At 61.1% G+C, this 18398-nt stretch carries 15 protein-coding genes; 7 read left to right on the forward strand and 8 right to left on the reverse strand.

The features are described from left to right. Nucleotides 1-4: 4 nt before the first annotated feature. The 6 genes from IEX16_RS03760 to dnaA form a co-directional block, all read right to left on the reverse strand. Complete coding sequence (locus tag IEX16_RS03760; protein WP_229676153.1) at nt 5-529, reverse strand: (2Fe-2S)-binding protein; 525 nt, start codon at nt 527-529, stop codon at nt 5-7. After that, nucleotides 526-2733: a xanthine dehydrogenase family protein molybdopterin-binding subunit gene (locus IEX16_RS03765; RefSeq protein WP_188706746.1), complete on the reverse strand. Its 2208-nt coding sequence runs from the start codon at nt 2731-2733 to the stop codon at nt 526-528. Before IEX16_RS03765 ends, IEX16_RS03760 begins: the two co-directional genes overlap by 4 nt. A 420-nt stretch (nt 2734-3153) precedes the next feature. Further along, nucleotides 3154-3786 carry a 3'-5' exonuclease gene (locus IEX16_RS03770; protein WP_188706749.1) on the reverse strand — a complete coding sequence of 211 codons (633 nt, stop codon included), beginning with the start codon at nt 3784-3786 and terminating at the stop codon, nt 3154-3156. Nucleotides 3787-3813: 27 nt separating this feature from the next. Beyond that, nucleotides 3814-6441, reverse strand: a complete 2628-nt coding sequence (gene gyrB, locus IEX16_RS03775; protein WP_188706751.1) for a DNA topoisomerase (ATP-hydrolyzing) subunit B — start codon at nt 6439-6441, stop codon at nt 3814-3816. Nucleotides 6442-6651: 210 nt separating this feature from the next. Next, the gene (dnaN, locus tag IEX16_RS03780; protein WP_188706753.1) at nt 6652-7758 is read right to left on the reverse strand and encodes a DNA polymerase III subunit beta; all 1107 of its coding nucleotides are present in this window, start codon (nt 7756-7758) and stop codon (nt 6652-6654) included. A 269-nt stretch (nt 7759-8027) separates the two neighbouring features. Next, the gene (gene dnaA / locus IEX16_RS03785; RefSeq protein WP_188706755.1) at nt 8028-9422 is read right to left on the reverse strand and encodes a chromosomal replication initiator protein DnaA; all 1395 of its coding nucleotides are present in this window, start codon (nt 9420-9422) and stop codon (nt 8028-8030) included. Nucleotides 9423-9758: 336 nt separating this feature from the next. Between dnaA and rpmH the strand changes: the two genes are divergently transcribed. The 7 genes from rpmH (at nt 9759) to IEX16_RS03820 (ending at nt 15668) form a co-directional block, all read left to right on the forward strand. After that, nucleotides 9759-9893 (forward strand): 50S ribosomal protein L34, encoded by a 135-nt coding sequence (gene rpmH / locus IEX16_RS03790; protein ID WP_007862708.1) that lies wholly within the window; start codon nt 9759-9761, stop codon nt 9891-9893. 45 nt (nt 9894-9938) lie between these two features. Next, nucleotides 9939-10349: a ribonuclease P protein component gene (locus IEX16_RS03795; RefSeq protein ID WP_188706757.1), complete on the forward strand. Its 411-nt coding sequence runs from the start codon at nt 9939-9941 to the stop codon at nt 10347-10349. Then, the gene (gene yidD, locus IEX16_RS03800; protein WP_188706758.1) at nt 10346-10699 is read left to right on the forward strand and encodes a membrane protein insertion efficiency factor YidD; all 354 of its coding nucleotides are present in this window, start codon (nt 10346-10348) and stop codon (nt 10697-10699) included. The genes IEX16_RS03795 and yidD overlap by 4 nt, the downstream gene beginning before the upstream one ends. Then, nucleotides 10696-12426, forward strand: a complete 1731-nt coding sequence (gene yidC, locus IEX16_RS03805) for a membrane protein insertase YidC (RefSeq protein ID WP_188706760.1) — start codon at nt 10696-10698, stop codon at nt 12424-12426. Before yidD ends, yidC begins: the two co-directional genes overlap by 4 nt. 46 nt (nt 12427-12472) lie before the next feature. Further along, nucleotides 12473-13921 carry a tRNA uridine-5-carboxymethylaminomethyl(34) synthesis GTPase MnmE gene (gene mnmE / locus IEX16_RS03810; protein ID WP_188706762.1) on the forward strand — a complete coding sequence of 483 codons (1449 nt, stop codon included), beginning with the start codon at nt 12473-12475 and terminating at the stop codon, nt 13919-13921. 161 nt (nt 13922-14082) lie between these two features. After that, nucleotides 14083-14574 (forward strand): Crp/Fnr family transcriptional regulator, encoded by a 492-nt coding sequence (locus IEX16_RS03815; protein WP_188706764.1) that lies wholly within the window; start codon nt 14083-14085, stop codon nt 14572-14574. A gap of 302 nt (nt 14575-14876) precedes the next feature. Next, nucleotides 14877-15668 carry a hypothetical protein gene (locus tag IEX16_RS03820; RefSeq protein ID WP_188706766.1) on the forward strand — a complete coding sequence of 264 codons (792 nt, stop codon included), beginning with the start codon at nt 14877-14879 and terminating at the stop codon, nt 15666-15668. A 69-nt stretch (nt 15669-15737) separates the two neighbouring features. On the opposite strand, the gene IEX16_RS03825 is transcribed toward IEX16_RS03820, so the two are convergent. Together IEX16_RS03825 and IEX16_RS03830 are read right to left on the reverse strand one after the other, a co-directional pair. Beyond that, nucleotides 15738-16316 carry an adenine phosphoribosyltransferase gene (locus tag IEX16_RS03825; protein WP_188706768.1) on the reverse strand — a complete coding sequence of 193 codons (579 nt, stop codon included), beginning with the start codon at nt 16314-16316 and terminating at the stop codon, nt 15738-15740. A 20-nt stretch (nt 16317-16336) separates the two neighbouring features. After that, complete coding sequence (locus IEX16_RS03830) at nt 16337-18379, reverse strand: monovalent cation:proton antiporter family protein (protein WP_188706770.1); 2043 nt, start codon at nt 18377-18379, stop codon at nt 16337-16339. Nucleotides 18380-18398 lie beyond the last annotated feature (19 nt).

Raw genomic sequence — 18398 nt, forward strand, 5'->3', positions numbered from 1 at the left:
GTCTTCAGGAGTGAGAGTTCGTTGAGGGTTTTGCCGCGCACCCGGCGGCCTGCTCGATGGCGCGCAACATGCGCGTGTGTGCGCCGCAGCGGCACAGGTGTTTCTCCAGCGCCAGCACAATGACTTCGCGGGTGGGCGACGGGTTGTCCGCCAGCAATGCGGCGGCCGAGGTGACAATTCCGGACACACAGTAACCGCACTGAGCCGCTCGGCATTCGATGAACGCGGTCTGGATGGGATGCGGGGCGTCAGGCGTGCCCAGGCCTTCCAGCGTGGTCACCTGACGACCCTGTACCGACCACACCGGCAGGTTGCACGCGGTCTGCGGCCGGCCGTCCACCAGCACCATGCAGGCGCCACACTCGCCCTGGCCGCAGCCGAATTTGGGGCCGCTCAGTCCGAGCTCGCCCCGCAGCACCGACAGCAACGTGGCCTTGTCATCGCCCTCAAAATGCACGGGCTGCTGGTTGACGTGGAACATCAGCGCGCTTTCCCTGTTGTTGCTATTGTTGTTGGCAACGGTGCTCATGCGCCCTCCGCGGCGTGCACGGCACGCAGCAGTGTGTCTGCACTCAACGGCAGCTCACGCACGCGCACCCCCAAGGCGTCAAACACGGCATTGGCCAGCGCTGCCGCCACCGGGCCCTGAGCCGCCTCGCCAGCGCCCACAGGCGGCTCATCGGGGCGGTCGATCACATGCACACGGACTTCCGGCACCTCGCTGAAGCGCAGCACCGGGTAGGTCAGCCATTCATCGCTGGTGATGGTGTGACGATCGAAGGTCACGCGCTCTTTGATGGTCCAGCTGGTGCTCTGGATTGCCCCGCCTTCGATCTGGTTGATCACGCCGTCAAGATCCACCACCATGCCGACATCCACCGCCAGATCGAGGTTCAGCACACGCACTTGCTCATCCACCCGCACGCGTGCAATGACGGCACACCAGGCGCCGGTGTTCTTGTAGCGCGCCCAGGCCAGACCGTAACCAATGCCGTCCGGCTCACCGGCGCGGTCGGCCCACCACCAGGACTGCTGCACCACCGTATCCAGCACAGCCAGCGCGCGCGGATCGTCGAGGTGGCGCTTGCGGAAAGTCAGGGCATCCTCACCCAGCTTCTCCGCCAGTTCGTCCACAAAGGATTCGATGGCAAACACATTGGCGAAGGCGCCCAGCGCGCGCATGGCCGAGGTGCGCAACGGCATCACGGTCAGGCGATGCGTGATCACCTTCAGGTTGGGCACGGCATAGGCCGGCACCGCATTGCGGTCGGCACCACCACCGGCGCCCATCGGCGGGTTGATCGGCAGCGGCAGGTCCGTCGCGTCGGCGCGTTCGCTGGCGGCCAGCAAGGCCGGGGCAGGAGCGCGGCCGGGGCGTGAGCTGTAGCCATTGGCCCACAACTCGTGCTGCCAGTGGCTGAGCCGTCCCGACGCATCGAGCCGCGCCTGCAGCACCGTGCGATGCGCCGCACCAAAAGGACTGTGTGTCAACTCGTCCGCACGCGACCACAACACCCGCACCGGCTCGCCCGGGCAGCGCAGGGCCATCAGCACGGCATCGAAGGCGACATCATCGGCGCCGTTGTGGCCGTAGCAACCGGCGCCCTCGACATGGTGAATCACGATATCTGCTTTCGCCACCGGCGTGGTTTCGCGGGCCAGCGCCTTCACGATATCGTCGCGCAGGTTGTGAATGGCCTGGCTGTGCGTCCAGACTTCCATCCGGCAGCCGTCCCACCGCGCCAGCGCGCAGGAAGGTCCGATGGAGGCATGCGCCAGATAGGGCTTGAGATAGACAGCGCGGTGATGCAGGCCGTCGGCGGGCCACTCCTGTTCACCACGTTCCGCCGTCACCGTGGTCTGGTGCGGAGCCGAGCTCAGGAAACCGTCGAGATCGTGTAATTCGGGCAGCGGCGTGCCGGCCTGCCACCCGATCCGGCTGGCAAGCCTGGTGGCCGCCGCCTCGGCGTCACGCTCCTCGCCCGCAACGACCGCAACAAACCGTCCATCGACCCAGCAGCGCACACTGGCCGGCATGGCGGCCACGTCCTCGGCAGGCCAGCGAACCAGCGTGGCGTCGAGCGTGGCGGGGCGCAACACGCGCCCGTGCAGCATGCCGGGCAGCCGCAGGTCATGGATGAAACGGGGCCGACCGAACACCTTGTCGGCCAGGTCCACGCGTGGCGGGCTGGCCTGCCCCAGCAGGCGCCGCTCGGAAATCGCCTTGGGTTTGGCTGCGCCCGCGCACTCGATGTCGAGTTCGACGCCTTGCAGCAAAGCCGCGTAATCGCCGAGGTCCTGTCCCTGTGCAGACCGGAAGCGCCCCTCATGAACAGTGATGGTGTTGCCCGGCTGCCCGGCCAGTGCCGCTGCGCACTGCAGGGCCATCGCCCGCACCTCGGCACAGGCCTGGCGCAAGGCGCCGCCGCTGTCCTGCACCGACAGGCTGCCGGAGGTCACGCCCTCGTCGGGGCCGCGCGCAGTGCTGGCGCTACAAACCCGCACCGCCGTCAGCGGCACGTCCAGCTCTTCGGCGACCAGCAGTTGCAGCGCGGTCAGGATGCCCTGGCCAAGTTCGACCTTGCCGGTGAACACCTGCACCACGCCGGGCTCGTCAAAGGCCAGCCACTGCGACAGGCGGCGGTTGGTATGCAGGCTGCCCGGCAATTGCGCTTGACCGTCCTTCCGGTCAATCACAAAACCGCGGGGCTGGAGTGTAGAAGCTTCAGTCATGGCGCCAGGGCGTCGCTGCGGGGGCCCACGCCGATACAGGCAAGGAACACGCGCATTCCTGCGAGACCAAGCGATGCCTGTTTGTTATCTGTTGTCATGGCTGGGAATGAGTGCTGCTGCTGCATGTACCCGAATTTTAGGAACGGACGTGCCTTGGGTCCAATACTGATTACGTCCTCTGCCATACCAATATGGAATGGTGGGTCGCCGGGTAAACCCCGACGAGCCGGCCTTGCTACGGCTTTGTGCGCCACGCAGTGCGGGCATTCGCCCGGAAGACAGTCCGTGAACGGGATACGCGCCAGCTTTGCGGCACGACCCCCATTCACAAGTCAGTACAAGAGGTTTCGGACGGTACCCCTTATCCACCGGGCGCAATCAGCTATCGAATCAATAGCATAACAGCACTGCACCTAACGATCAAACCGGCACAGGCGCAGCGTGTTGCGCCATCAGCGCCTGCACCGCCGGTCTTGCGCAGCGCTGCAGGGCCATCAGCAAGCCATGGTCCGGACGAAGAACCCCATGCCGGGTGCGCAGGTCGTGCTGGATCTGGCCCAGCAATGCAGCTGCCATCTCGGCATCGGCCATCGCCCGGTGAGCGCGGCCACCTGTGGGCAAATGGTGGTAGTCCACCAGCACGCCCAGCTTGTGGCTAGGTGCCTGGGGGTACAGCCTTCTGGACACCAGCATGGTGCAGGCAAACGCCTGGGCCGAAGCGTGTGTTGCGGGGACTCCCGCATTCGCCAGTTCAGCCAGCCAGAACCTGCGGTCGAAGGATGCGTTGTGCGCCACCATGGGCGCGCTGCCGACGAAGCGTCCGGCCTCCCGCATGACGGTATCGGCGTCCGGCGCGGCAGACACCATGGCGTTGCTGATGCCGGTGAAGCTGGTGATGAAGGCGGGAATGTGCACACCCGCATTCATCAGGCTCTGGAAACGATCCAGTACCTTGCCGTTTTCGACCAGCACGATGGCCACCTCGGTAGCGCGGTCGCCCATCGCGGGCGACAGGCCGGTGGTTTCAAAGTCGATAACTGCAATACAAGTCACGCGGATGCAATTGCGAAACCAACGCCCTTACACGTCAATATTTGCAGCCCGTAGCGCATTCGTCTCAATAAACTCGCGCCGCGGCTCGACCTCATCACCCATCAGCATTGTGAACACGTGATCGGCTTCGATCGCGTCGTCGATCTGTACGCGCAGCAGGCGGCGCGCGGTCGGGTCCATGGTGGTTTCCCACAGCTGGGCCGGGTTCATCTCGCCCAAGCCTTTGTAACGCTGGCGTGCGGTAGCGCCTTCAGCCTGGACGATCAGCCAGGCCATGGCCTGGCGGAAGGTTTCTACCTTGTCTTCCTTCTGGCGCTCACCTTCGCCGCGCATCACGCGTGAGCCTTCGCTCATCAGGCCCTTGAAGGTAACGGCCGCTTCGGCCAGGGCCGCGTAGTCGGCGCCATGCACAAAGTCTTGCGTGAGCACGCTGCTTTTGACGTTGCCATGGTGGCGGCGGCTGATGCGCAAAATCGGCTTGTCGTTGCGCACATCAAATTCGCCGGCCACTTCGGCCGTCGGCAGCTGCGCCTGCAGCGCGGCGGCTGAACGCTCTGCGTCTTCCACGGTGTCCAGGTTCAGGGCCACGCCGTCGGCAATCGCCTTCAGCGCCTCGGCGTCCATGTAACCGCGCAGGCGGTTGATGACGGACTCTGCCAGCTGGTGCTTGCGCGCCAGCTCGGCCAGGGTCTCGCCGGTCAGCAAGGTGCCCTTGCCGGTCGATGGGTCAGAGCCGGTTTGTACCGATGCGTCTTTCAGTGCGATCTTCAACAGGAAGCTGTCGAGCGCGGCGCTGTCTTTCAGGTACTGCTCTTCCTTGCCCGACTTGACCTTGTACAGCGGCGGCTGCGCAATGTAGATGTGGCCGCGCTCGACCAGCTCGGGCATCTGGCGGTAGAAAAAGGTCAGCAGCAGGGTGCGGATGTGCGCGCCGTCCACGTCGGCGTCGGTCATGATGATGATGCGGTGATAACGCAGCTTGGCGACATTGAAGTCGTCATTGCCGGTGGTTCCGCCAGCCTTGCCGATGCCGGTGCCCAGGGCGGTGATCAGCGTCAGAATTTCATTGCTGGTCAGCAACTTCTCATAACGCGCTTTTTCAACATTCAGGATTTTGCCGCGCAAGGGAAGGATCGCCTGAAATTTGCGGTCGCGGCCCTGCTTGGCAGAGCCGCCGGCCGAATCTCCCTCGACGATGTAGATCTCGCACAGCGCCGGGTCTTTTTCCTGGCAGTCGGCCAGCTTGCCGGGCAGGCCCATGCCGTCCAGCACACCTTTGCGGCGCGTCATGTCGCGCGCCTTGCGAGCGGCTTCACGCGCACGCGCAGCTTCAATAATTTTGCCGACGATGATCTTGGCATCGTTGGGTCGCTCTTGCAGGTAGTCGTGCAGCAACTTGCTGACAATGTCTTCCACCGGGCCACGCACCTCGCTGCTGACCAGCTTGTCTTTGGTCTGGCTGGAAAACTTAGGCTCGGGCACCTTGACGCTCAACACACAGGTCAGACCTTCGCGCATGTCATCACCGGTCACTTCAACCTTGGCTTTCTTGGCGATTTCACTGTCGTCAATGTATTTGTTGATGACCCGTGTCATCGCGGCGCGCAGGCCAGTCAAGTGCGTCCCACCGTCACGCTGCGGAATATTGTTGGTGAAACACAGCACCTGTTCGTTGTAGCCGCTGTTCCACTGCATGGCGACTTCAACACCGATGTTGGTGTTCTGGTCGCTCTGGCGGTCACCCATGGCGTGGAAGACGTTGGGGTGCAGAACCGTCTTGCCCTTGTTGATGAAGTTGACAAAACCCGTCACACCGCCGGCGCCGGCAAAGTCGTCTTCCTTGCCGCTGCGCTCGTCCTTCAGGCGGATCTTCACGCCGTTGTTCAAAAAGCTGAGTTCGCGCAGGCGCTTGCTCAAAATTTCGTAATGGAAGTCGTTGTTCTGCTGGAAGATGTCGGTGTCCGGCAGAAAGTGCACCTCGGTGCCGCGCTTGTCGGTATCACCCAGCACCTGCATCGGTGACACATCGATACCGCCAACCTGCTCGACGATGCGGTTCTGCACAAAGCCTTTGGAAAACTCCATCACATGGACCTTGCCTTCACGGCGGATGGTCAGGCGCAGCATTTTGGACAGCGCGTTCACGCAGCTCACACCCACGCCGTGCAGACCGCCCGATACCTTGTAGCTGTTCTGGTTAAATTTGCCGCCGGCATGCAGCTCGGTCAGCGCAATCTCAGCCGCAGAACGCTTGGGCTCATGTTTGTCGTCCATCTTGATGCCGGTCGGGATGCCCCGGCCGTTGTCCACCACACTGATGGAGTTGTCCAGGTGGATGGTGACCATGATGTCGTCGCAATGGCCGGCCAGCGATTCATCGATCGAGTTGTCCACCACCTCGAACACCAGGTGGTGAAGGCCGGTGCCGTCAGACGTGTCGCCGATGTACATGCCAGGGCGCTTGCGCACGGCCTCCAGGCCTTCGAGGATCTGGATCGATCCTTCGCCATACCCTTCGGACGCGCCGGCCTGATTGGAGTCGATCTTGGGCTGGAAATTGGAACTACCCTCGCCGCCTTCACCGGAATTAACACCTTCGCCTACAGGGCTAGGTTCAACAGGAGTGGCTTCGCTGGCTTGATTTTCTTGCGTCATAACTACGTTTTCTCAATCTCTTCAATGACCGAACCCGCTTTGGCTAGCGGGTTCGGTTTTTACTCTGACTGTCTTCAAGGGCTGGTACAGGGTGCTATCAGTCCCTGCTGCTGTCATCCCGGACTTGATCCGGGATACATGCCACATCGACCTTGTTGTGTTTATGCTGCATGGATTGCGGGTCAAAGCCCGCAATGACACTTTTTTTCACTAAATCCGCATCGGCATCACAACGTATTTGAAAGCAGCGTCGTCGGGAATGGTCAGAAGGGCCGAGCTGTTGGAATCGGCCAACTCGATTTTCACCATGTCCTGATCCATGTTGGCCAGTGCGTCGATCAGGTAGGTAACGTTGAAGCCGATCTCGATCGCGTCGCCGCCGTAGTCAATGTCGAGCTCGTCCACAGCTTCTTCCTGCTCGGCGTTGTTGGACGCCACGCGCAGGGTGCCGGGCTCAATGTTCAGGCGCACACCCTTGAACTTTTCGCTGGTCAAAATGGCGGTGCGCTGCAGGCTGGCCAGCAGCGGCACACGGCCCAGGGTGATGATGTTCTTGTGGTTCTTCGGGATCACGCGGTTGTAGTCGGGAAACTTGCCCTCAACCAGCTTGGTGACGAATTCCATGCCTTCGAACGAAAACTTGGCTTGGTTGCCGGCAAATTGCATCTCGATCGCGCCTTCCTTGTCGCTGAGCAGGCGCTGCATCTCGAGCACCGTCTTGCGCGGCAGAATCACTTCCTGGCGCGGCACTTCAACGTCGAGCGTGGCCGACGAAAACGCCAGACGATGACCGTCGGTAGCCACCAGGCTGAGCTGCTTGCCTTCGGCGACGAACAAAATGCCGTTGAGGTAGTAGCGAATGTCGTGCACCGCCATCGCAAACGAAACCTGGTTCAGCAGCTCTTTGAGCACTTTTTGCGGCACCGAGAAGCTGGGGCCAAAGTTAGCGGCTTCCTGCACCAGAGGAAAGTCTTCGGCCGGCAGGGTTTGCAACGTGAAGCGGCTTTTGCCACCCTTGAGGATCAGTTTGCTCTGCGCCGACTCCAGCGACACCGTCTGGTCGCTGGGCATGGAACGCAGGATGTCGATGAGCTTACGTGCGCCCACAGTGGTCGTGAAGTTGCCGCTGTCGCCATCAAGCTCGGCGGTGGTGCGAATTTGAATTTCGAGGTCGCTGGTAGTCAGTTGCAACTGCGAGCCTGTTTTGCGGATCAGCACGTTGGCCAGGATAGGCAGCGTGTGCCTGCGCTCCACAATGCCGGCAACTGATTGCAGAACCGATAAAACTTTATCCTGAGTGGCTTTGAGAACAATCACTGTCTTAACCTCTTATTTCTTTAATTCAAATTAGTAGTAGTAGATAAGGGAAGCACGTTTCTGTGGACAGCCCTATTTTCTTCTTTTTGATCAACTACTTGGCGCTTGTTTAACCTTGTGGTCAGACATCCCCCAACCCTGCTGCCGAATATGAACAACTTTCAGAAAACCGCTTGTCCTGTGGATAAGTGATGGGTTGTTCAAAACTTGTCCCCACAGTTGTCAGACTGGCTGGCAAACGGGGAAAAGAGGCTGAAAAAGTACTCACTTCAGCCTTTCAGGGTTTGTTCCAGCACATGTAGTTGCTGGTTGAGCTCGGTCATCTGCTGGCGCTCAGCAGACATCTTGCGCACGGCATGAAGGACGGTGGTGTGGTCCCGGCCACCAAACAGCTCGCCAATCTCAGGAAGGCTCTTTTGGGTAAGTTCTTTGGCCAGGTACATGGCAATCTGCCGCGGCCGGGCAATGCTGGCCGGCCGCTTCTTTGAATACATGTCGGCGACCTTGATCTTGTAATAGTCGGCCACCGTCTTCTGGATGTTTTCCACGGAGATCTGCCGGTTCTGGATGGACAGCAGGTCGCGCAGGGCCTCCCGAGCTAGCTGGATCGATATTTCCTTGAGGTTGAAGCGGGAGTAAGCCAGGATCTTGCGCAGCGCGCCTTCCAGCTCACGCACGTTGGATCGCACGTTCTTTGCCACAAAAAAGGCCACCTCTTCAGGCATGACGGTGCCTTCAGCCTCGGCCTTGCGGATCAAGATGGCCACCCGCATTTCGAGCTCGGGCGGCTCGATTGCGACGGTCAGGCCGGAATCAAAACGCGACACCAGACGCTCATGGATGTCCGTCAGACCTTTGGGATAGGTGTCGCTGGTCATCACAATGTGTGATTTTTTGGTCAGCAAGGCCTCAAAGGCGTTGAAGAACTCTTCCTGTGTGCGGTCCTTGTTGGCCAGGAACTGCACATCGTCGATCAGCAGCAAATCCAGTGAGTGGTAGCGCTCCTTGAACTCGTCAAAAGTTTTGCGCTGGTAGGCTTTAACCACATCCGAGACAAATTGCTCGGCGTGGATGTAGAGAACTTTGCTGGCGGGGTTGTCGGCCAGCAGCTTGTTGCCGATGGCGTGCATCAAATGGGTTTTACCCAAACCGACGCCGCCGTAGATAAAAAGCGGGTTGTACAACTGGCCCAAGCTGCTTGAAACATGCATGGCGGCAGCCCGGCCCATGCGGTTGGCCGTGCCTTCAATCAGGGTGTCAAACGTCAGCGCGGTGTTCAGCCGGTTCTTGAAAGGGGCGCCGGCCACGTCGTCCGGTACACCCAGCGCAGCCGGCTCAGCCACGCCGTTGCCCTCAAAGCTGCGCGTCAAGGGGGAAGACCGGACGGGAGCTTCACGCTGAGCGAGCGCTAACTCAAGGTGAATACCGTGGCCGGAGATTTTTTCCAGCAGGGCAGAAATACGGCCTGCGTACTGGGCCCGGATCCAGTCCAGTTTGAAGCGGTTGGCGACCTGGATGGTGACTTTGGACAGGTCGGCGGCGACCTCTGCAACCAGCGGGCGAATCCAGGTATTGAACTGCTGCTCGGGCAATTCCTGCGCCAGGTGGTCGACGCAGCTTTGCCACAGGTCCTGGCTGGAACTGAGAACAGATGCTTCACGCATACGGGGTTTTATCTGGACAGTCACAGTTGCCGGCAGGCGTGTGCTTGTGGATAGTATTAATTTTTGGCACCTGTTATTGTAGCTGTGCGGCCTAGTTATCCACAAAAATACTCGTGCGGATTTTAACCTAGTACGACACCCCCGACCGGGGTGTCCCATCTGAGGCTTTACCGCCAATACAGGGCGTAACTTGTTGCCACACTTTCGAAATCTGCGATAATCATGGGTTTCCCTGACTCGTCGCAGGTTTGCAAGTTGTGCTGGTGCTTATTTTTAGCCGCTGGACCATGCATTGCTGATTTTGCACAGGGAGCTTTGTAGCTTGTAGGACCCATCATGAAACGCACATACCAACCTTCCAAAGTCAAGCGCGCACGCACGCACGGCTTCCTGACACGCATGAAAACACGTGGCGGACGCGCAGTGATTGCCGCCCGTCGCGCCAAAGGCCGCAAGCGCCTGGCTGTATAAGCCCGTTTCCGGCTCCGGTTGCTTTCGCGCGGACGCCAGGCGCCAGTGCAGCGACTTCAAACCCGTCCCCAGTTTCAGGCAGTTCTTGCCGGTGCCATCGTTGCAAAAACACTGCATTTCGCATTGCACTGCAATGCGCTTGATGCCATGAACGCGCAGACCATGCCCGCCACAACCCACGACACTCCGGACTTGTTTCCGGTGCAGGACACCTGGGTCGGGGCGATGGTTCCTAAACGTTGGGCCAAACGCGCGGTGACGCGCAACGCCATCAAAAGACAGATCTACACCGTGAGCGCTGATTTTTTGCCCCGTTATCCCCAAGCTGCCTGGGTGGTGCGCCTGCGCCGTGATTTTTCCCGCAAGGAATTTGTCAGCGCCAGCTCCGAAGCGCTCACGCAGGCCGTTCGCAGCGAAGTGCTGGCCTTGATGCAGGCCGGAGCACCTAAGGCATGAGCGCCTTGGCCACACTGCGCCGCGCGGCTTCTGCGCTCAGCCGCTTGCCGCAAAAATGTCTGGTGACCCTGGTCAAGGGCTACCGCTTGTTGCTAAGCCCCTGGTTGGGCTCATCTTGCCGCTTTGAGCCGACCTGTTCCGCCTATTCCTTGCAGGCGCTGCAGCAGCACGGCGCCGTCAAAGGCAGCTATCTCACGCTTTACCGCTTGGTTCGTTGCCACCCCGGGTGCAACGGTGGATACGATCCGGTGCCCTCGTCGACGCCGCCCCCGTCCACTGGTCGATTTTCCCTTTTCACCCGTCTTGTCACGCCCGTGACTTCGATTTCCTCTAAAAAGAAGCCGTCATGAACGACATACGCCGCACCATCTTGTGGGTGATTTTTGGTTTTTCCATGGTCCTGTTGTGGGACCAATGGCAGATTTTTAATGGCAACAAGGCGACCTTTTTTCCGTCACCCGCGCCTGTCGTCAGCAGCCCTGCCCCAGCGAGCAAACCCGTTGCTACGGCAAGCGTTCCCACGGGCGCACCCGGTAGCAGCGCCGTGCCGGCACCGATGGCGCTTTCTGGCGCAGTGGTTGCTGCGCCCGGCGCTGTGCCCGCCAGCACTCCGTCGGCGACCAAGCAGCGCCTGGTCGTGGGCACGGATGTGCTGTCGCTGACCTTTGACACCGAAGGCGGCACGCTGATTGGTTCGGCCTTTCCGCGCCTGAAAGATGTGGATGGCAAGACCGATGGTTTCGTGCTGCTCGATGAAAGCGCGGCGCGTGTTTATGTGGCCCAGTCCGGCCTGATCGCAGGTGCCGGCGGCGGCAGCTTCCCCACCCACAAAACACTGATGACGGCGTTGCCAAACGAGCGCCAGCTCAAGGACAGCCAGGACAGCCTGGAAGTCAGGTTCGAGTCGGCCGAGGTCGGCGGCGTCAAGCTGATCAAAACCTACACGCTCAAACGCGGGGCCTATGACATGGCGGTGCGCCACGACATCGTCAATACCGGCACAGCCCCGGTGTCGCCGCAGCTCTACATGCAGTTGGTGCGTGACGGCAACAAGCTGCCAGGCGAGTCGGCGTTTTATTCGACCTTTACCGGCCCTGCGCTTTATACCGAGGCCAAGAAATACCAGAAGGTCGAATTCAGCGACATTGAGAAGAACAAGGTCGAGGTTGAGAAACACGCCAGCAATGGTTATGTGGCCATGGTCCAGCATTATTTTGCGTCGGCCTGGATCCTGCCTGACGGCCTTCAGCGCGACATTTTCCTGCGCAAGGTGGACACCAACCTGTATGCGGTGGGCATGATCACGCCGCTGGAAGCCATCGCGCCCGGCACCACCAAGTCAAGCACTGCGACGCTGTTTGTCGGCCCGCAAGAAGAAAAACAGCTTGAGTCGATTGCGCCGGGGCTGGAGCTGGTCAAGGACTATGGCTGGTTGACCATTCTGGCAAAACCGTTGTACTGGCTGCTCGACAAGTTGCATGGCATCCTGCAGAACTGGGGATGGTCGATTGTGGCGCTGGTGGTGCTGCTGAAAATCGCGTTCTACTGGCTCAACGCCAAGGCCTATGCAAGCATGGCCAAGATGAAGGCGGTCAACCCCAAGATCATGGAAATGCGCGAGCGCCTGAAGGACAAGCCGCAGGAAATGCAAGTGGCCATGATGAAGATTTACAAGGAAGAAAAGGTCAACCCGATGGGTGGCTGCTTCCCCATCATGATCCAGATTCCAGTGTTCATCGCCCTGTACTGGGTGTTGCTGAGCTCGGTCGAGATGCGCAATGCGCCGTGGACTTTGTGGATCAAGGACTTGTCTTCGCCTGATCCCTTCTACATTCTGCCGCTGTTGATGACGGCGACGACCATGCTGCAGACGGCTTTGAACCCGACGCCACCGGACCCGATGCAAGCCAAGTTGATGTGGTTCATGCCGCTGATTTTCAGTGTGATGTTCTTCTTCTTCCCGGCCGGCCTGGTTCTGTACTGGATCACCAATAACATCCTGTCGATCGCGCAGCAGTGGGTGATCAACACCCGCATGGGTGTGCCGCCGCAGTTCAACCTGCCGAAGTTCAGGTAAGCAGAAAAAAAGGGCCGCTTCGCGGCCCTTTACCATTGCGCCTACCATGCTGGCCCGTCACCACGATCCCATAGCCGCCATTGCCACAGCGCCAGGTCGCGGCGCTGTGGGCATCGTGCGGCTTTCGGGCAAAGGCCTGGCAGCCGTCGTTGCGACCATCTGCGGTAAACCGCTGCAGCCGCGCCACGCAACTTATCTGCCTATCCTGGACGGCCAAGGCCAGCCCATCGACCAGGGCCTGGCCCTATTTTTTCCGGCGCCGCATTCCTACACCGGCGAAGACGTGCTGGAGCTGCAAGCGCACGGCGGTCCGGTGGTGCTGCAATTGCTGCTTGCGCGTTGTCTGGAGGCTGCCGAAACCATCGATGTGGCCACGGGCAGAGCGCCGCTTGCCGGTCTGCGCCTGGCCCAGCCCGGGGAGTTCACCGAACGGGCCTTTCTGAACGACAAGATCGATCTGGCGCAGGCCGAGGCCATTGCCGACCTGATCGACGCTAGCACGGAAACCGCTGCGCGTTCGGCAGCGCGCTCTTTGTCGGGAGAGTTTTCGAAGGAGGTGCATGTCCTCCTCGACCGGCTGGTGCATCTGCGCATGCTGGTCGAGGCCACGCTGGACTTTCCCGAAGAAGACATTGATTTCCTGCAACAGTCCGATGCCCAGGGCCAGCTCACCGGACTGCGGGAGACGCTGGCCGGCGTGATGCATCGTGCGCAGCAGGGCGCGATCCTGCGCGAAGGCATCAAGGTTGTGATCGCCGGGCAACCCAATGCCGGCAAAAGCTCGTTGCTCAATGCGCTGGCCGGCGCAGAGCTGGCGATTGTGACGCCGATCGCCGGCACCACCCGTGACAAGGTGACCCAGTTGATCCAGATCGACGGCGTACCGCTGCATGTGGTGGATACCGCCGGCCTGCGCGACAGCCTGTTGCCGGAAGTCGGCGAGGTTGAAAAAATCGGCATTGCGCGTGCCTGGCGAGAAATTGAAAGCGCCGATGCGGTGCTTTTTCTGCATGACCTGACACGCCAGCAAACGCCCGAGGATCCGCAGATGGCGCAGCGCTACAAAGCGGCGGACGCCGCCATTGCGGCGGACCTGGCCGATAAACTGCCCGTCAACACGCCGATCATTGATGTGTGGAACAAGTCCGATACCGCGCCTGCGGCGGTGGTGACCGAAGTCCGCACTGGCGTGGTGATCTCTGCCAAGACCGGCGCCGGTTTGCAGCAACTGCGCCAGAACCTGCTGGCGCTGGTGGGTTGGCAGGCGGCGCCCGAAGGCGTTTTCATGGCACGCGAGCGCCATGTGCGGGCATTGCAGCAGGTGGATGGACAGCTTGCGCAGGCGGCCAGGCAGCTAAAGGCGCCGGCGCCAGCGCTGGACCTGCTTGCGGAAGACTTGCGGCAGGCGCAGAACGCGCTGAGTGGTGTTACCGGCGCATTCACGCCGGACGACCTGCTCGGCGAAATATTTTCGAAATTCTGCATCGGTAAATAAGCGCGTAACTGGCCTGATGTGGGCACCTAGGGGCCGACCGCTTAAAGCCTGAATATCAACAAGGACCGGGCCGTTACAGTCCTCGCCTCGATGTATCAGCTGTAAGCGAGCGTTAACATCCCTTGCCGATGGCGTGTCTGGAAGCGTATCTTCCGTCCACCATGAATGCACCTCTACCCGCCGTCCTTCGTTTCGACATTCAAGGCTTGGCCGCCGCGATCACACACAGCCATGCCAGTGACGCGCTGCGCTGCCAGTTCACGCAGCAGCAGTGGGAGATCCTGGCCGGTTATATGCAGCCCTTTGCCATGCAGCCGGGTCAGGTGCTGATCGAGCGGGGATCGAACGACCAGACCCTGTACTTTATTGAAAGCGGAACGCTGAGTGTTCATTACGAGGACGACAAGGGTCGAATTCGGCTGGCGCTGGTGGCGTCCGGAACGGTGATAGGCGAAGGCGCATTTTTCTCGCGTTTGCCGCGCAACGCCACGGTGCAGGCGTCCAACGCCAGCAAGGTCTGGTGCCTGACGGCCTTGCGCTTCAAGGAGCTTGCCAACCGGCACAGCCCCATTGCGCTGGAGCTCACCCTTGCCATGGGCGGCGTGCTGGCGAAACGGCTGTACAACCGTCCCAAACGTGTGGCGGTCACCTGAAACGCCTTGAACTGCTACGATATTAATAGCTGCTGGTGCTTTCTGTGAAAGGGCCAGGCGGCAAAAACGTCCACAAATGCGGCGCCCGCAGGCGCACTGGCTGGCTGGACGAAAGGCCACGGAAGGAAAGAACTCAACCCGCCTCTCCAAAACAGCGCCCATTCGATTAATGGCAATCATTTGTTCCGACCCTGAAGGCGACAATTAGTGAAGGACTCAGTAAACTCCTCGACAAGCGCACGACCTCTTTGCAACCCAACCGATGGCCGTTGATGCGGCAGTCATTTTTCAGGCAGCAGCCCATGTCTTTATTCAACTGGTTTTCTGGCAAGCCCGTCCATGGCGCTGCCGTGTCAGGCAAAGCGCAGCCGAGCGGTGAGAGTTCTGGCCGGGCCAGTGGCGTCGACAACCGGTCCGCCGCACTGCCATTGAAAATGGCAGCAGACAGCAGAGTGCGGCCCAGCAGCGCGCATAAGTCACATCGCCATGCCAAGCGGGAGCTGCTTTACACGGCGGTGCGCGAGGCCATGATTCGTGCCGGTGTTTTGTCCGCCAGCTACAAATTCAAGGTCTTGTCGCTTGACCCGCGCGGCGAGCAGTTCATGGTCATGATGGATCTGTCGCAGGAGTTTGGCGGACATGTCGAACGCCTGGCCGAGATAGAAGTCATGATTGCCCAAAGCGCCAAGTCGCGCTACAACATCAGGGTCACGGCGGTGTACTGGCGCCTGAACGAGCTGGTGTCGGTAGCCCGGCCGGCTGGTGCGCCACAAGCCAGCCAACGGCCGACCCCTCTGCGCCATGCCGGGGCAGCGCTGGCGGCTGCGGCCTTGCCGGAGCTGGCAATGGCCGCGTTGAAGCCGTCGCCGGTGGTGCATCGTTATGAGCCGATTCAGGCCGATGAAGTCGCGGCTTTCAAACAGGCGCTCGCCGCTGCATCAGCCCAGGGTGTGTCGGTGGCTGAGGGTGGCGCGCCAAGCCGCAGCGCACCGCGTTCCTATACACTGCTCACCGGCTTCGAAGACACCGAGATGCCGGACTCGCCGGCCTTGGTGCCCGCACTCAGTGCGACCCAGTACGGCGACCTCAATTAGAAATAAAAAAGGCCTCTGGCCCATGAAGAATATGCGCCAACCGCTACTGATTTGGTAGCGCGTTCGGGATCAATGCCCGGCAAAATCCAGCAGGGTAAACAAGGGTAAACCGGACGCTTTCAGTTTGGCTGAGCCGCCCAGTTCAGGTAAGTCCACGATGGCGGCACCCTCCATCACACTGGCGCCGAGTTTTTCCAACAACTTTTTGCCGGCCATCATGGTGCCGCCGGTGGCGATCAGGTCGTCGATCAGCAACACTTTGTCCCCCGCCTTGACCGCATCGGTGTGCAACTCGACGGTGGCGCTTCCGTATTCCAGTTCATAGGTTTCCTGCACGGTGGTGAAGGGCAACTTGCCCTTTTTCCGGATCGGCACAAACCCTACATTGAGTTCATAAGCCACCACGGCACCGAGGATGAAGCCGCGCGCATCGAGACCGGCCACCACGTCCGGGCGTAGGTTTTTGTCCATGTAGCGGTGCACAAAGGCATCGATCAGAACGCGAAACACCTTGGGATCTTGCAGCAGCGGCGTGATGTCGCGGAATTGGACCCCCCGCGCGGGCCAGTCCGCCACGGTGCGGATGTGGTTCTTCAGGTACTGGTTGACCGTCAGGTGGCTGAGGGAATCGGGGGGATGGGGATTCATGGTGGCTTGGTAAAAAATCGTCATTTTGACTTGCCCGGCGCGGCACCTGCTGCAGGGCCGGAGGTGCCGCTCGGGGCCCGACCGCTGAGCAGCTTTTCTTCCGCAACCGCCAGCGCTTCGGGTTTGCCGGAAAGCACCAAAGCGTCGCCGCCTTCCAGCAGGGTTTCGTCATCATGGCTCAGGGGCTTGCCATTGCTGCGCCGGATGCTGACGACCCGCACGCCCACGGCATGGAGGGCCATCGCGCCGAGCCGCTGCCCGGCGGCGCGCGTGCCCAATGGCAAGGTGAGGGCGAACAGCCGCTCCTGGTCGAGCTCGTTGACGGTGTTGTCGTCGGCGCCGTGAAAGTAGCCACGCAGCAGGTTGTAACGCGCATCGCGCTGCTCCTGCACCACGCGGATCACGCGCCGCATCGGCACGCCCACCAACGCCAGTGCGTGGCTGGCCAGCATCAGGCTGCCTTCAATGGCCTCAGGCACCACCTCGGCAGCGCCGGCGGCCCGCAGTTTTTCCAGATCACGGTCGTCCACCGTGCGCACGATCACCGGGACCGTGGGCGAATGCGCCCGGATGTTGGCCAGCACCTTCATGGCGCTGGCCGTGTCCAGATAAGTCACCACCACGGCGCTGGCGCGTGCCAGGCCTGCCGCCATCAGGGCCTGTAATCGAACCGCGTCGCCAAACACCACCGAGTCGCCGGCCGCCGCAGCCTGGTGCACCCGGTCCGGGTCCAGGTCCAGCGCCATGTAAGGAATGCCCTCGCCGTCGAGCATGCGGCCCAGGTTCTGGCCGCAGCGGCCATAGCCGCAGATGATCACGTGTTTGTCGACATTGATGGACTTGCGCGCGATCGAGGTCATCTGCAGCGACTGCTGCAGCCATTCGCCGCTGACCAGGCGCATCACGATGCGATTGCTGTACATGATGATGAAGGGCGTGGCCAGCATCGACAACACCATGCTCGCCAGGATGGGGTTGAGCAGCTCGGGCGGGATCAGGCTGTTGTTTTGGGCCAGTGACAGCAGCACAAAACCAAACTCGCCGGCCTGCGCCAGGTACAGGCCGGTGCGCAGCGACACCCCGGTGGTGGCGCCCAGGCCGCGAGCCAGCGCGGTGACCAGCAGCAGTTTGAACAACACCGGCGCTGTCAGCAGCAGCAGCACCAGCGGCCAGCGCTCCAGTACCAGCCGCCAGTCGAGCATCATGCCGATGCTGATGAAAAACAGGCCCAGCAGCACATCATGGAAAGGCCGGATGTCAGTTTCCACCTGGTGTTTGAACTCGGTCTCCGAGATCAGCATGCCGGCGATGAAGGCGCCCAGCGCCAGGCTCAGGCCAGCCAGCTCGGTCAGCCAGGCCAGTGCCAGCGTGACCAGCAGCAGGTTCAGCACAAACAGCTCTTCGCTTTTGCGCCTGGCCACCAGCGTGAGCCACCAGCGCATGACGCGCTGGCCGCCGGTCAGCAGCAGGCCGACCAGCACGGTGGCTTTCAGGCCGGCGATGGCCAGCGCCATCAGCAACTCGTCCGGCGGGGAGCCCAATGCGGGAATCAGCACCAGCAACGGCACCACGGCCAGATCCTGGAACAGCAGCACACCCATCACGCGTTTGCCGTGTTCGGACTCCATCTCCAGCCGCTCGGACAGCAGCTTGACCACCACCGCGGTGCTGCTCATGGCAATCGCGCCTGACAGTGCCAGCGCCGTCTGCCACGACATGCTCCACAGCGTGGGCGCCAGTGCAGCGAGGAACAGGGAGCCGAAGGTAACCAGCAAAATGGTCACCATCACCTGCAGCATCCCCAGGCCAAACACATGGCGGCGCATGGAGCGCAGCTTGGGCAGGTTGAATTCCAGCCCGATCACAAACATCAGGAACACCACACCGAACTCGCCGAGATGTCGCACACCGTCCGCGTCCTCTGACAAGGCCAGCGCGTTCGGACCGATCACCACGCCAACAGCCAGATAGCCGAGCATGGGCGGCAATTTGAACGAGCGGCAGGCAACCACGCCGAGCACGGCAGCCAGCAAATAAAGCAGGGTCAGTTCGAGCGCGCTCATGCGCCGATGGTAGCTGATG

It is taken from the genome of Polaromonas eurypsychrophila (genome assembly GCF_014641715.1).
Taxonomy (GTDB): domain Bacteria; phylum Pseudomonadota; class Gammaproteobacteria; order Burkholderiales; family Burkholderiaceae_C; genus Polaromonas; species Polaromonas eurypsychrophila.

What these genes read in the sequence shown, in the direction of transcription:
- gyrB (WP_188706751.1), bottom strand. Translation starts at nt 6,441, where the DNA reads ATGACGCAAGAAAATCAAGCCAGCGAAGCCACTCCTGTTGAACCTAGC.
- mnmE (WP_188706762.1), top strand. Translation starts at nt 12,473, where the DNA reads ATGCTGGCCCGTCACCACGATCCCATAGCCGCCATTGCCACAGCGCCA.
- IEX16_RS03830 (WP_188706770.1), bottom strand. Translation starts at nt 18,379, where the DNA reads ATGAGCGCGCTCGAACTGACCCTGCTTTATTTGCTGGCTGCCGTGCTC.
- IEX16_RS03815 (WP_188706764.1), top strand. Translation starts at nt 14,083, where the DNA reads ATGAATGCACCTCTACCCGCCGTCCTTCGTTTCGACATTCAAGGCTTG.
- IEX16_RS03825 (WP_188706768.1), bottom strand. Translation starts at nt 16,316, where the DNA reads ATGAATCCCCATCCCCCCGATTCCCTCAGCCACCTGACGGTCAACCAG.
- IEX16_RS03765 (WP_188706746.1), bottom strand. Translation starts at nt 2,733, where the DNA reads ATGACTGAAGCTTCTACACTCCAGCCCCGCGGTTTTGTGATTGACCGG.
- yidC (WP_188706760.1), top strand. Translation starts at nt 10,696, where the DNA reads ATGAACGACATACGCCGCACCATCTTGTGGGTGATTTTTGGTTTTTCC.
- IEX16_RS03820 (WP_188706766.1), top strand. Translation starts at nt 14,877, where the DNA reads ATGTCTTTATTCAACTGGTTTTCTGGCAAGCCCGTCCATGGCGCTGCC.
- rpmH (WP_007862708.1), top strand. Translation starts at nt 9,759, where the DNA reads ATGAAACGCACATACCAACCTTCCAAAGTCAAGCGCGCACGCACGCAC.
- dnaA (WP_188706755.1), bottom strand. Translation starts at nt 9,422, where the DNA reads ATGCGTGAAGCATCTGTTCTCAGTTCCAGCCAGGACCTGTGGCAAAGC.
- yidD (WP_188706758.1), top strand. Translation starts at nt 10,346, where the DNA reads ATGAGCGCCTTGGCCACACTGCGCCGCGCGGCTTCTGCGCTCAGCCGC.
- IEX16_RS03760 (WP_229676153.1), bottom strand. Translation starts at nt 529, where the DNA reads ATGAGCACCGTTGCCAACAACAATAGCAACAACAGGGAAAGCGCGCTG.